Annotated in this window: 10 protein-coding genes, 2 tRNA genes and 1 pseudogene; 11 read left to right on the top strand and 2 right to left on the bottom strand. The window is 67.6% G+C overall.

The window, feature by feature from the left end; all coding sequences use genetic code 11:
• The first annotated feature begins 59 nt into the window (after positions 1–59).
• From ABIB14_RS03925 to ABIB14_RS03950, 6 genes are all read left to right on the top strand, one after another.
• The gene (locus ABIB14_RS03925) at positions 60–1,523 is read left to right on the top strand and encodes a YibE/F family protein (protein WP_354234203.1); all 1,464 of its coding nucleotides are present in this window, start codon (positions 60–62) and stop codon (positions 1,521–1,523) included.
• 90 nt (positions 1,524–1,613) lie between these two features.
• A complete protein-coding gene (gene dusB / locus ABIB14_RS03930) occupies positions 1,614–2,792 on the top strand; it encodes a tRNA dihydrouridine synthase DusB (RefSeq protein ID WP_354234205.1) in 1,179 nt (392 codons plus the stop codon).
• Positions 2,785–4,074: a deoxyguanosinetriphosphate triphosphohydrolase gene (locus tag ABIB14_RS03935; protein WP_354234206.1), complete on the top strand. Its 1,290-nt coding sequence runs from the start codon at positions 2,785–2,787 to the stop codon at positions 4,072–4,074. The genes dusB and ABIB14_RS03935 overlap by 8 nt, the downstream gene beginning before the upstream one ends.
• Before the next feature lie 52 nt (positions 4,075–4,126).
• Positions 4,127–6,058, top strand: a complete 1,932-nt coding sequence (gene dnaG / locus ABIB14_RS03940) for a DNA primase (RefSeq protein ID WP_354234207.1) — start codon at positions 4,127–4,129, stop codon at positions 6,056–6,058.
• A gap of 64 nt (positions 6,059–6,122) precedes the next feature.
• Positions 6,123–6,195, top strand: a tRNA-Asn gene (locus tag ABIB14_RS03945).
• 148 nt (positions 6,196–6,343) lie between these two features.
• Positions 6,344–6,416, top strand: a tRNA-Asn gene (locus tag ABIB14_RS03950).
• A 92-nt stretch (positions 6,417–6,508) separates the two neighbouring features.
• Here ABIB14_RS03950 and ABIB14_RS03955 read toward each other — a convergent pair.
• Complete coding sequence (locus ABIB14_RS03955; protein WP_354234209.1) at positions 6,509–6,916, bottom strand: hypothetical protein; 408 nt, start codon at positions 6,914–6,916, stop codon at positions 6,509–6,511.
• An 899-nt stretch (positions 6,917–7,815) separates the two neighbouring features.
• Between ABIB14_RS03955 and ABIB14_RS03960 the strand changes: the two are divergent.
• Positions 7,816–8,019 (top strand): annotated as a pseudogene (locus ABIB14_RS03960) (aldehyde dehydrogenase family protein); the annotation flags it as partial.
• Positions 8,020–8,084: 65 nt separating this feature from the next.
• On the opposite strand, the gene ABIB14_RS03965 reads toward ABIB14_RS03960, so the two are convergent.
• A complete protein-coding gene (locus ABIB14_RS03965; protein ID WP_354234211.1) occupies positions 8,085–9,308 on the bottom strand; it encodes a multidrug effflux MFS transporter in 1,224 nt (407 codons plus the stop codon).
• Between the two features lie 184 nt (positions 9,309–9,492).
• On the opposite strand from ABIB14_RS03965, the gene ABIB14_RS03970 reads away from it, so the two are divergent.
• The 4 genes from ABIB14_RS03970 (at position 9,493) to ABIB14_RS03985 (ending at position 13,307) form a co-directional block, all read left to right on the top strand.
• The gene (locus ABIB14_RS03970) at positions 9,493–10,380 is read left to right on the top strand and encodes a phage holin family protein (RefSeq protein ID WP_354234212.1); all 888 of its coding nucleotides are present in this window, start codon (positions 9,493–9,495) and stop codon (positions 10,378–10,380) included.
• Between the two features lie 55 nt (positions 10,381–10,435).
• Positions 10,436–11,095, top strand: a complete 660-nt coding sequence (locus ABIB14_RS03975) for a CDP-alcohol phosphatidyltransferase family protein (protein ID WP_354234214.1) — start codon at positions 10,436–10,438, stop codon at positions 11,093–11,095.
• Positions 11,095–12,000, top strand: coding sequence for a DMT family transporter (locus tag ABIB14_RS03980; RefSeq protein ID WP_354234216.1), 906 nt, complete (start codon positions 11,095–11,097; stop codon positions 11,998–12,000). Before ABIB14_RS03975 ends, ABIB14_RS03980 begins: the two co-directional genes overlap by 1 nt.
• 101 nt (positions 12,001–12,101) lie before the next feature.
• Complete coding sequence (locus ABIB14_RS03985) at positions 12,102–13,307, top strand: glycosyltransferase (RefSeq protein ID WP_354234218.1); 1,206 nt, start codon at positions 12,102–12,104, stop codon at positions 13,305–13,307.
• Positions 13,308–13,401: the final 94 nt, after the last annotated feature.

Consider the following 13,401-nt stretch of genomic DNA (forward strand, 5'->3'; position numbering starts at 1 on the left):
GCCGGTCACGGCCGCGCGCGCGGAGGCCGTAAAGTTTTGGGCATGAGGTTGAGCTACTGATGGGCGCCGGACATTCCCACACCCCGCAAGGGCATCCCGAACCGACGCCCCGGGCGCTCGCCGCACGAAGGAAGGCCAACTGGCTTTTGGCGGCCGTCCTGGTCCCGCTGACCCTGCTGACCATCGCCGCGATGGTGCTGTTGTGGCCTTCTGGCAGCAAGGAAGGGATCACGTTGGCCAGCCCCTACGCGGCCGCGCCGGGCGTCAGCTTCGACACCGGCAAGATCCAGCGCGTCGTCGTCGGCAGCTGCATGGACCCCGCCGCGCCGCCGGGCGCGCCGGCCGAGTCCACGCAGGGGGCCGCGCCCGGGCAGGGCTCGCAGTGCACCTTCGCCTACACCGAACCGGACAAGGGCGGAAATCCGGTCAAGGTGGTGATCAACCCCGACGTCGCCAAGTCCCACGGCGTCAAAATCGGCGACAACATCCGCTACCTGAACCTCTCGAAGGCGCAGGGCGCAGCGGCCCAGGGCACGCCCGCCTATGTGTTTGTTGACTTCGTCCGGACGCTCCCCATCATCCTGCTCGCCGTCCTGTACGCCGTCGTCGTGATCGCCGTGGCGCGCTGGCGCGGGCTGCGCGCGCTGATAGGCCTGGCCGGCGCCTACGCCGTGCTCGTCTCGTTCATCCTTCCAGGCCTGGTCGAAGGAAAACCGCCGCTGCTCCTGGCGCTCGTCGGCTCCACCGTGATCATGATCGGCGTGCTGTACTTCGCCCACGGCTTCACCGCCCGGACCTCCACGGCGCTGCTGGGCACCATGTTCGGCCTCGGCATCACCGCCGCCCTGGCCGCGTGGGCCACCGACGCAGCCAACCTGGCCGGCGTCGGCAACCACGACGCCGCCACCCTGGCCAACGTCTCGGATCACATCTCCATCTCCGGGATCATCCTGTGCGGGCTCATTATTTCCGGGCTCGGCGTGCTCAACGACGTCACGATCACCCAGTCCTCCGCGGTGTGGGAGCTCTGGGAGCTCGCACCCGGGACCTCCGCGCGGCAGCTCTTCAGCTCCGCCATGCGGATCGGCCGGGACCATATAGCCTCGACCGTATATACCATCGCGTTCGCCTACGCCGGGGCTGCGCTGCCCATCCTGATCATCGTCATGCTCTACGAACGGCCGCTGGGCGACGCGCTCACCAGCGCCGAACTCTCCGAGGAAGTGATCCGCACGCTCGTCGGCTCCATCGGCCTGGTCCTGGCCATTCCGGTCACCACGCTGATCGCGGTCCTCGTCGTGAAAGCCACCGGTCACAAGGGCACCCGAACCACGGCGGACGACGACGCCGGCCGGCCCGCCGCCGTCATGCGCGGGAGCGCTTTGGCTCACGGCAGCTTGCCAGGAGACGGCACGCCGGGGGACGGCACGCAGGGCAGCGCCCCGGGCGGCGGCTTGCCTGATAGGAGCTCCGGGCCGGCGCCGGAGAGCCGCCGCGGCCGGCGCGCCGCCCAGCCGGGCTGAGCGGACGGGCCGCGCTGTCGGTGTCGCGGCGATTTCCACATAGCCGGTCAGGTCTCCCGCCGATTTGCCCGGCTTTGAGACAATGGTCGGGTGACTGTAGTAGCAACGCCTCCCGCCCCCAAGCTGGACCTCCCGCCCCTGAAGCTGGGACCTCTCACGGTGGACACCCCTGTGATCCTGGCCCCGATGGCGGGTATCACCAACTCCGCCTTCCGCAGGCTCTGCCGTGAATATGGCGGCGGGCTGTACGTGGCGGAGATGGTCACCTCCCGGGCCCTCGTGGAGCGTACTCCCGAGTCGCTGCGGATCATTTCGCACGACGAGGACGAGGACGTCCGTTCCGTCCAGCTGTACGGCGTGGATCCGGTCACGGTCGGTGCGGCCGTTCGGATGCTGGTCGAGGAAGACCGCGCTGACCACATTGACCTGAACTTCGGCTGCCCCGTGCCCAAGGTGACCCGGCGCGGCGGCGGCTCGGCGTTGCCGTGGAAGATCGACCTATTCACCGCGATCGTCCAGACCGCGGTCAAGGAAGCCTCCCAGGGCAACGTCCCGCTGACCATCAAGATGCGCAAAGGCATCGACGAGGACCACCTGACCTACCTCGACGCCGGCCGGATCGCCCGCGATTCCGGTGTGGCCGCCGTCGCCCTGCACGGCCGCACCACCGCGCAGTTCTACTCCGGCCAGGCCGACTGGTCCGCCATCGCCAGGCTCCGCGAAGCCCTCCCGGACATCCCGGTCCTCGGCAACGGGGACATCTGGTCCGCTGAAGACGCCGTGCGGATGGTCCGTGAGACCGGGGTGGACGGTGTGGTGGTGGGCCGCGGCTGCCAGGGCCGGCCCTGGCTGTTCGGCGACCTCATGGCGGCCCTGGACGGCAGCGACGTCCGGCACAACCCGGCGCTGCGCCAGGTGGCCGAAAGCATCTACCGCCACGCCGAGCTGATGGTCGAGACCTTCGGCGACGAAGGCAAGGCCCTGCGCGAGATCCGCAAACATATGGCCTGGTACCTCAAGGGCTATGTTGTGGGCAGCGAACTGCGGAACCGGCTGGCGCTCGTGACCAGCCTCGAGGTGCTCCGTGGAACCCTGGACGAGTTGGACCTCGATTCGCCCTACCCGGGTGCCGACGCCGAGGGCCCGCGCGGACGTGCCGGATCGCCCAAGAAGCCCGCCCTGCCCAAGGACTGGTTGCTGAACCGGAGCCTCGACGCCGAGCAGTCCCGTGACATCTCCTTTGCTGAACTGGACGTCTCCGGTGGCTGAAACCAGGACGACGGCGCCCGTACTTGACGGCTACGTGGCCCGGGACTGCGCCCGGTGGGTGGAGGAACCGCCCAAGACCACCTACCGCTCCGACTTTGAGCGCGACCGCGCCCGCGTACTGCATTCCTCGGCGCTGCGCCGGCTCGGCGCCAAGACCCAGGTGGTCGCCCCGGACACGGACGACTTCGTCCGCACCCGGCTGACCCACAGCCTCGAGGTGGCGCAGGTGGGCCGCGAACTGGGCCGCACCCTGGGCTGCGATCCCGACGTCGTGGACACCGCCTGCCTCAGCCACGACCTCGGCCACCCGCCCTTCGGCCACAACGGCGAGTCGGCCCTGAACGAGGTGGCGCACGGAATCGGCGGCTTCGAAGGCAACGCCCAGACCCTGCGGCTGCTGACCCGGCTGGAGCCGAAAGTCCTGGCTCCTGACGGCAGCCCGGCCGGGCTGAACCTCACCCGCGCCAGCCTCGACGCCGCCGCGAAGTACCCGTGGTCGGCGGCGAACGCTCCGGTGATCCACGGCCAGCGGACCAGCAAATTCGGCGCGTATGAGGACGACCTGCCCATCTTCGACTGGATCCGGGAGGGTGCGCCGGAACGCCGCTCCTGCCTCGAGGCCCAGGTCATGGACCTGGCGGACGACATCTCCTACTCCGTGCACGACGTCGAGGACGCGATCGTCGCCGGGCACTTCCAGTTGCGCTGGATGGACAACCCCGACCACCGGGCCCGGGTGGTGGGCTACGCCAAGCAGTGGTACCTGCCGCACAACGATCCGGCAGCCATCGACGCGGCCCTGACCCGGCTGGAAGCCACCCCTGTCTGGGTCCGCGAGGCCGACGGGAGCCGCAAATCCATGGCGGCTTTGAAGGACATGACCAGCCAGCTGATCGGTCGCTTCTGCCAGAGCGCGCTGGAGACCACCCGCGCCGTTCACGGTCCGGAAAACCTCACCCGCTACAACGCCGAACTCATTGTCCCGGACGAGACCGTGATGGAGATCGCCGTGATGAAGGGCCTTGCCACCACCTTCGTGATGACCACCGAACACCGGCAGCCGATCTACGAGCGCCAGCGTGAGGTCCTGCACGCCCTCGTGACCGCGCTTAGCGCCGCCGGCGACCGCCATCTGGAACCGATGTTCGCCGCCGACTGGCGGGCCGCGCCGGATGACGGCGCCCGGCTGCGGGTCGTCGTCGACCAGGTCGCCTCGCTGACGGACGGGTCCGCGCTGGCCATGTACGAACGGCTCGTTGGCAGCCTGCCGTCGCTGTGGTGACGGGGGCCACGGGCCGCCGTCCGGCGTCGTACCCGGGGACTAGGATGGCACTGTGGCCGGCCTGATCAAACGTGAAGATATCGACGAGGTACGCCAACGCACCGACATCAAGGAAGTCATTGACGGCTACGTGACCCTTAAAGGTGCCGGGATGGGGTCATTCAAGGGCCTGTGTCCCTTCCACGACGAACGCTCGCCCTCCTTTACGGTCCGCCCCCAAGTGGGCCGATACCACTGCTTCGGCTGCGGCGAGGACGGCGACGTGATCTCCTTCGTGCAGAAACTGGACCACACCAGCTTCCACGAGGCGGTGGAGAAGCTCGCTGCCCGGATCGGCTACGAACTGCGCTACGAGGACGGCGGTACGGGACCCAACCGCGAGGAAATCGGCCGGCGCCAGCGGCTGCTCGACGCGCATAAGATCGCCGACGAATTCTTCCGCGCCCAACTCCTGACCCCCGGCGCCACCGAAGGCCGCAACTTCCTCTACGGCCGCGGCTTCGACCGTGCCGCGTCCGAACAGTTCGGCGTCGGCTACGCCCCGCAGGGCTGGGACTCGCTGCTCAAGCACCTCCGCGGCCGCGGTTACACCGACGCCGAGTTGAAGCTGACGGGGATGTTTTCGGAAGGCGGCCGGGGAATCTACGACCGCTTCCGCGGCCGGCTGATCTGGCCCATCCGCGACATCGCCGGCGACACCATCGGCTTCGGTGCGCGCAAGCTCTACGAGGACGACCAAGGTCCCAAATACCTCAACACCCCCGAAACGGCGCTCTACAAGAAGTCACAGGTCCTGTACGGGATCGACCTTGCCAAGCGGAACATCGCCAAGGAGCGCCAGCTGGTGGTGGTGGAGGGGTACACCGACGTGATGGCCTGCCACCTGGCCGGGGTTCCGACGGCGGTCGCTACCTGCGGCACGGCGTTCGGCACCGAGCACATCAAGATCGCCCGCCGGCTGCTTTCCGACGACGGCAGCGGGGGAGAAGTCATCTTCACCTTCGACGGCGACGCCGCAGGCCAGAAAGCGGCGCTGCGCGCGTTCGAAGAGGACCAACGCTTCGTGGCCCAGACCTACGTCGCCGTGGAACCCGGCGGCGCCGACCCCTGCGAGCTGCGCCAGGCCAAGGGCGACTCCGCCGTCCGTGACCTGATCGGGACGCGCCGTCCGCTGTTCGAGTTCGCGATCCGTGCCACCCTGAGGCGGCACAACCTGGACACCGTGGAGGGCCGGATCGCGGCCCTGCGCGAGTCGGCTCCCGTGGTCGCGCAGATCCGCGACGCCGGCATCCGGCCCGGCTACGCCCGGGAACTGGCCGGATGGCTGGGAATGCCGGTTGAAGAAGTCAGCCGGGCCGTCGGGGTCGCCATGAAGCGAGGGAGCACGGGTGTGCCGGCCGCTGCCGGGGTATCGCGGCCCGACGGCCGGCCGGCTGTGGGGGGCGCGGCCCAACCCGGCGGACCCGGGGTGGCCGTCGGTCCGGCGTCGGGCGCTGTCCCGTCCTACCAGCGCCCCGACCCCCGCGATCCTGTGGCTTCAATGGAGCGGCAGGCGCTCGAGGTGGCGCTGCAGGAGCCGGCCCTCCTGGGTGGTGGCATTTGGGAGCGCTTCTCCGGCGCCCGGTTCATCACGCCGGCTTTTCAGGCCGTCCACGATGCCATGCGCGCCTCGGGTCCTGGTCTGATCGGGGAGCCCGCGCGGTGGGTCGGGCAGGTCATGGAGGAGGTCCCAGAACCCCTACGGCTGTTGGTCTCCGAGCTGTCCGTGGTGCCGTTGCCCGCCAACACGGCTGAGGGGATCCAGAAGTACGGCAAGGGGATTCTTAAGGCGCTCTTTGAACTTCAGATCACGCGGGTGAAGGCGGACAAGATGAGCCAGTTGCAACGGCTCGATCCCGGCTCCGAGCACGAACGAATCCAGCAGGTGCAGCGGGAACTGATGATGCTGGAAATGGAGCGCCGGGCGTTGCGCTCGGACGCCTAAGCCGCCGGTTTCGTTTCCGATTTCACTCCCGTCCGGGACTTTGCTAGGCTTATACCCGCCTCATTCCTCCTTAGCTCAATTGGCAGAGCATTCGACTGTTAATCGAAGGGTTGCTGGTTCAAGTCCAGCAGGAGGAGCGCGCAGTCCCCGTTCCGGGTCACCGGAACGGGGACTTTTTGTATACCCGCCAGGGGTATGCGGCGGAACCGGAGGGCAGGTTGCCGCACTCCTGCGCCGCCGATTTCCTTCGCGGTAAAACCTTTGCTAAAGTCATACCTGCTTCATTCCTCCTTAGCTCAATTGGCAGAGCATTCGACTGTTAATCGAAGGGTTGCTGGTTCAAGTCCAGCAGGAGGAGCGGACAGGTCCCGCGGCTGGCTAAAAACTAGCCGCGGGACCTTTTTGTTTCCCGGTTTAGGGCCGGGCGGGCCATCGGCGCTGTTCAGGGGCCTAGACGAAAAACATCTCTACCTGCAGGAAGCGCTCGGCCTCCGCAACCGCCGCCTGGAAGGCCTCGTCTTCCGTGGGGGACTGCCTCGGCTCCCGGGGGTGCCACTCGTGGGCGGCGGAGTGCACACGCGTGAAGCCGCCGCGCGGGGGCGCGTAGAAGATGCCAAAGCGTTGCACGGGCCACTCGGGGGAAGTCTCGGGGGCTACCAGGAGGGCCGCATCGAAGGCAGGGGTGCACCACTGGGCGATGGGCCGGCGCCGGTCTTCGGTAAACAGCCCGGCCGCGTACAGGGCGGCCGACTGAGGGCTCGTCTGGGAGCACAGCCGCTCCCACCACAGAGGCAGAATGACGTCGTCGCACCGCTGCCACGTGGCCGGAAGGGGAGGAGGGTCCTGCCAGTCTGGCACACCACAACTTTATCCCCCGCTGTGGGCCGCGAACAGGGCAGGATGGCCGCATTCCTCCCGCACGTCTGGGCCGGCCCTGTTCCCGGGCCGCACGTCTGGGCATGTCGTGTTCCCGGGCCGGCCGGTGGACATGCCCAATGTTCGGGCCGGTGGGTGGGCATGTGCGCGTTATGTCCGTTCGTGGCTGCGGGGACTGGGCATGTCCACCACGGGTGTCCGCGCACCCGCGGCCCAGGCGCGCTTTCCCGCCCCGGAGACACCCAGCTCAATTCCGGCGAGTGAAAGACAGCAATTATCCGGGCCGAGGTTAGGGCCCGTGTTGGTTGCATGACGAAAATGAGGGCAGCCGCCGATCACCTCGGGCGGGACGTGCCGCGAGTATTGAGGCGAACCCGGGAGGTGTCACCGCGCTGGACCCCGGTCCTGCTGCGATCTGGGAGCGCGCAGCACCTTTCTTGCGGGTCCGGGACAACGATGCCCACACCCTCCACGCCCTGTGCCCGGCCCAAGCGTTGGTGGCTTCGCACCCGGAAGCAGATGCCGCCGTCGTTCTTCCAGCTATCATGCTGTATGACGGGGACTATCGCCTGCAGCAGCTACGATCCCGTGAAGATCCCGGCCGTTCCGTACATCATCGACAGGCCTGACAGCCGCCGTGAAGCCGTCTCCATCGAGGACGCAACCGTTAGGACTCGGACAAGACCTGGCCGCTCAGCCCGCTCGGTATCGATATGGTCACGGAACGGTTCGGACTCGACCGTGGACAGCCCTCCGGCTAAGCAGCCAGCGGGGCCATGGATACCTGCTTACCGCCGAGGCACGCTCCCTGGCGCGGCCACTGTCCGCCGTGGAATCCGTGACCCGGTGGGCGCAGCGGCAGCGCCCGCCGGACCGGTCGGGGCGGGCCTGTGTTCGGAGGCGATCCGAAGGCGGCACTGGACGTGGCCGACTGGATGGACACCGGGTCGGTGGGCATCAACTTCTTTGCCTCCAATCACGCCGCGACCTTCGGCGGCCGGCACAACGCCGGGGTCGGCACGGAATACGGAATTGAAGGCCTCAAGGCCTACCTGAGCTACAAATCGATCCGCCGGAAGCCATAGCCCGTCAGCTTGGCCCGCCGCCACACCCCCGGGCCGGGTCAAAGCCGACGCGGCCGTCGGCGGTGCTATTGGATCGCCGGCACGGTCCGCGGCTGGACCACCAGCCAGAGGGCAGCAGCGGCTAGCAGGATGCAGCCGGCCTGGACTCCGCCCATCGGCGTCGCGGAGCCGAGGCCCAGCCAGCCGACGACGGGCGAGATGATTCCGGCCGTCAGGAACGTCGCGGCACCGAGCAGGGAAGCGGCGGTTCCTGCCTGCTTGCCGTGCTTCGCCAGGGCCAGCACCTGGACGCAGGGGAAGGTGAAACCGGTGCCCAGAATGTAGAACCAGAGCGGAACCATGACGCCCCACAGGCCAAAGCCCAATTGGTCGAAGACCACGATCAGCACCGCCATGAGGAACATCCAGGCCGTCGACCAGGCCAGGATCCACTGCGGCGGGACGCGCCGGATGAGCCGGGAGCTGGTCTGGACACCCGCGACGATCCCCAGCGAATTGACGCCGAACAGCAAGCCATACTGCTGCGGCGAAAAGCCGTAGACGTTCTGGAACAGGAACGGAGACGCCGAGAGATAGGTGAAGAGGCCGCCAAAGTTCATGCCGCCCACCGCCAACATGCCCACGAAGATCCGGTCGGCGAGGAGGACGCCGTACCGCTGGCGGACCGTCAGTCCGGTGGTCCCACGCTGCTCACGCGGCAGGGTCTCGCGCACGACGAACACGGCCGCGATGATCACACAGCTCCCGTAGCCGGCGAGGAAGAAAAAGATTCCCGGCCACGGCATCAGCAGCAGCAGCTGCGATCCGATCACCGGAGCCAGGATCGGAGCCAGGCCGTTGACGAGCGCCATCCTGGAGAACATGCGGACCATCGCATAGCCGCTGAACAGGTCCCGCACCATCGCCATCGCCACCACGCTTCCGCCGGCGGCGCCGATGCCCATCAGCACCCGGAACAGGCCCAGCGTGGCGATATCCGTGGACAGGGCGGCGCCGAGCGAAGCTCCGATGTGCACCGCCGTGGCCAGGATCAGCGGAGTCCGCCGCCCGAACTTATCACTCAGCGGTCCCACCACCAGCTGGCCCAAGGCGAAACCGACCGTCGTGCCGGTCAGGGTCAGCTGTACCGCTGCCTCGGACACGCCAAGGCTCGTCTCCAGGGCGGGAAATGCCGGGAGGTAGAGGTCCACCGTAAACGGCCCCAGGGCCGTCAGGGCGCCAAGCATCAGGATGTAGAGGAGCTTACGGCGGCGGCTCAGGGAATCCCCGGGATTGCTGGGTGTCTGCACAGAGGTCAATCCTAGGCCCGCACCGCGAACCTCGCCGGAACCCGCCACGCCCAGCGTCCCGTCCGTCGGCGGGACGCTGTCAGGACCCTGAATGATAGCTTTGACACCTGGGTGTGCACACAATCGGGCGCACCCTGCAATTCAGCGTAAGCGGATGGCAGATGGAACCAGTTAGGCGGAACCGATGAGCGGACGTCACACCGGCAGGACAAGCGGCGGGCTGCGCCTTTCCGCGCTGCCCAAGACCCTGAAATTGATCTTCAAGCTCGCGCCGCGGCAGCTCAACGACGAGATTGCCTTCGCCAAGGCCGAACTTAAGCGCAAAGGCATCCAGCTCGGCGTCGCGGCGGCCTTCCTCGCCGTCGCCCTGATCTTTGTCGCCTTCCTGGTGATCGGCCTGATCGTGGCCGCCATCATGGGCCTGGCCACGGTGATGCCGGCCTGGCTCGCGGCACTCGTGGTCTGCGCTGCCTTCCTGGTGATTGCCCTGGTTGTGGGCCTGATCGGTTACAGCCGGTTCAAGAAGGCCATGCCGCTGCTGCCGGAGGAGACGATCCGCGGCTTCAGGCACGACCTCGGCATCGCGAAGGACGGTTCGTCCTTTGACGCCGCCGTCCTGGACCCCAACACCCCGCAGGCCAAGGCGGCCAAAGCCGCCAAGGACGAGGCTGCCGCGAAAGCCAAGGCCGAAAAGGAGGCCAAGAAGGCCGCCGAGCAGCCCGACCTGGGCCCGGCTCCGACTGAATCCGAATTGCGCAGCCGGCTAGACCAGCGACGCCGGCACCTCACCGGGGTACGCGACGAACTCGGCGAGGAACTCGACGTCAAGACGCAGGCCCAGGCCCTCCTCGCCGCCTCCCGCCACCGGCTGGCTGAAGGCAAGGAGCTTGTGGATGACAGGGTCGCCGCGTTCCGCAGCCAGGCCAAGGCCCCCGGCGCTCTCGATTCGACGGGCGCTAAGGGCGGGTCCGGTGCCGCAGCCGAGCTCGGGAAGCGCTGGAAGCCGCTGGCTGCCCTGGCCGCCTCCGCCGCCACCCTCGTCTTCCTGCTGCGCAGACTAATTAAGGGTTAGGCGTCACCCTGGGCTCCGACGCTAACTCCCAGCCGGCTGTGGAAAGGGCGAACCGATGAAGTTCATCGGCGCTGGCGCGCGCCCCGGGCGGTCCCAGATCCATCACGACACGGTGCTCACCGTTCCCAACCTGCTTACCGTCGTCCGGTTCCTTGGCGTCCCGCTTTTCGTCTGGCTCGTCCTGGCCGAACGGGAGTACGGTGTCGCAGCGCTCGTGTTGGTGGTCATGGCCAGCACCGATTGGGTGGACGGCTACATCGCGCGCCGCTTTAATCAGATGTCCAAACTGGGCCGCGTCATGGACCCGATCGCGGACCGGCTGTCCCTGATCGCCGTCGCCGTCACTCTCGTGATCGCCGGCGTCGTCGAGTGGTGGTACCTGGCCGCCCTCCTTGTCCCCGACGCGGTGCTGCTCCTTCTCTCGCTGTTTTACTTCCGCGGCCACCCCGACCTGCCCGTTAGCCGGATCGGCAAGATCCGCACCGGCCTGTTGCTGGTCGGCACGCCGCTACTGGTGCTCTCCAAGCTGCCCGTCCCGGGGACCAGCGCCTACTTCGTGGCCGCCTGGATCTTCCTGGGAGCGGGACTCGTGGGGCACTGGATCGCTGCCTACAACTACGTCTGGGCCATCATCCGCAAGGGCCGGGGGGGCAGCGCCGGGCCCCAACCCGCCGCGGACCAGGGACAGAACACGGGCGACGGCGGCTGCCGCTGATGGTCTGGTTGGCAGTCCTGCTCGCGATCCTCGGCGCCTTCTTCCTGGCCTTCGGCGCCCAACGGCAGGGGAGCGCGGTCAAGGCCGACACCGGAGGCCTGGCACTCAATTCCCACGGCCTGCTCCGCCTGATCCGCAACCCGCGCTGGGTGCTCGGGCTTCTGCTGCTCGGTGTGGGGACGGTCATGAACGCCGTCGCACTGGTCTCGGCACCGCTCACCGTGGTGCAGCCGATCGGCGCGATCGCGCTCGTCATCACCACCATCATCAACGCCAAGGACCAAGGCCTCAGCGTTAACCGGGCCACCGTGGTCGCCATCAGCGCCTGCGTCGCAGGTTCGGCCCTGTTCGTGGTGCTGGCAGTCAACGTCACGCAGGAAAACCACCACGTCAGCGGCTCGGACGAACTGACCATTGTGCTGCTGCTGGCCCTGGCCGTGGGCCTCTTCGGAACGCTGGCGCTGCTCTTCAGACACCGGATGAGCGCCTTCGTTTACATCCTTGGCGCCGGCGTACTTTTCGGCTTCGTCGCGGTCCTGACCCGCATCATCGGCAAGCACCTGCTGGATGCGAACGGACTGTTCCTGCTCAACGTCCAGTGGTACACCCTGGTCGCGATGGCGGCTGCCGGGGGGCTCGGATCGTGGTTCGTGCAGAGCGCCTACTCCGGGGGGCCGCCCGACCTCGTGATCGCCGGGCTGACGGTGATCGACCCGATTGTCGGCATCGCGATCGGTATCGTGATTTTGGGGGAGTTGCGCTCCGACGTCCACGCCGTGACGGCGATTGCCATGGGGGTCGCCGCTTCCCTTGCTATCGTGGGAGTGATCGCCCTTTCCCGGCACCACCCCGAGGTCACGAAGCGCAAGAAGGATGCGCGGAAGGCCGCGGGACGGTCGTCCTAGGGCGGCGCCACAGACTTCAGGCGCAGGCCCGGCGCCTGCGCCGACGGCCAGCCGGCCGCCGCAGCCCAGCTGACCGCACCGTGACCACCAGGAGCTATCCCGTGACCAGGCTCGAGAATGACCAACCCGACAAACAACTGACCATTCTGATTGCTGCGGACACCTACCCGCCGCACGTCAACGGGGCTGCGCAGTTCGGCTACCGCCTGGCCAAGGGCATGACCGGCCGCGGCCACAACGTCCACGTCCTGGCGTGCCGGCCCGGCAAGGGCAAGAGCTTCAGCGAGTTCCGCGACGAGGCCACCGTGCACCGCCTCCGCTCGCACTCGGTCCCGACCCACGAGTACTTCCGGGTCACCTTCCCGTGGGAGATCAAGAAGGAAATCGGCCTGCTGTTCGACCGGATCCGGCCCGACGTCGTCCATATCCAGAGCCACTACATGATCGGTGAGCACGTCCTTTACGAGGCCGTAAAGCGCGGCATCAGGATTGTCGCGACGAATCACTTCATGCCCGAAAACCTGAACCCGTTCCTGCCGTTCCCGAAATGGTTCAAGGACGTTGTGGGCCGCGTGTCGTGGCGTGACATGGGCAAGGTCATGGGCCAGGCCGACGTCGTTACGACGCCGACGCCGCTCGCCGCCAAGGCCATGCACCAGCACGCTTTCCTCCGCAAGGTGCTCCCGCTGTCCAACGGCATCGACGCGGCAGCCTACGAACTCAAACCCGGCGAGGAAGAGATTCGCCACGCCAGCCCCACTGTCCTCTTTGTCGGACGTCTGGCCGAGGAGAAGCACATCGACGTGCTGATCGACGCCGTGTCCAAGACGCCGGCAGCGCTGGCCATCCATCTGGAGATCGTTGGCGGGGGCGAGGTCCGGCCGGCCCTTGAGACGCAGGTCGAACGCCTCGGACTGCAGGACCGGGTGAAGTTCCTGGGTCTCGCCAGCGACGAGGAACTGCGCCGGGCCTACCTGGGCGCCGACCTCTTCTGCATGCCCGGGACCGCAGAACTGCAGTCGCTCGTGACCCTGGAGGCCATGTCCGCGTCCACCCCGGTGGTGCTGGCCAACGCCATGGCCCTGCCGCACCTGGTGCACGACGGCGAGAACGGCTTCCTGTTTAACCCGAATGACAGCGACGACCTGGCCAAGAAGGTCGTCCGCGTGCTGTCCCTGCCCGCGGACGAGCGGGCAGCCATGGGCAAGGCGAGCCGGAGCATGGTGGAGGGCCACAGCATCGAACGTACGCTGCAGACCTTCGAGGACATTTACCGCGGCGCCAGCTACGACGATCTCGTCGTCTAGGGCCCGCCGTGCCGGCGACGCTGCTCCCGGCACTGTCACCCGATCCAGGGCGACTAGTATTGCTAGAGTGTTTTTGCCCGGAACTGTCCGGCCC

Origin of the sequence: Arthrobacter sp. UYEF3 (genome assembly GCF_040546245.1) — a bacterium.
In the GTDB taxonomy this organism is placed as follows: domain Bacteria; phylum Actinomycetota; class Actinomycetes; order Actinomycetales; family Micrococcaceae; genus Arthrobacter.

Bases quoted from the DNA above. Each gene is read 5' to 3' on its own strand.
- ABIB14_RS03975 (WP_354234214.1), top strand. From the start codon at position 10,436: ATGAAGTTCATCGGCGCTGGCGCGCGCCCCGGGCGGTCCCAGATCCAT.
- ABIB14_RS03980 (WP_354234216.1), top strand. From the start codon at position 11,095: ATGGTCTGGTTGGCAGTCCTGCTCGCGATCCTCGGCGCCTTCTTCCTG.
- ABIB14_RS03925 (WP_354234203.1), top strand. From the start codon at position 60: ATGGGCGCCGGACATTCCCACACCCCGCAAGGGCATCCCGAACCGACG.
- ABIB14_RS03970 (WP_354234212.1), top strand. From the start codon at position 9,493: ATGAGCGGACGTCACACCGGCAGGACAAGCGGCGGGCTGCGCCTTTCC.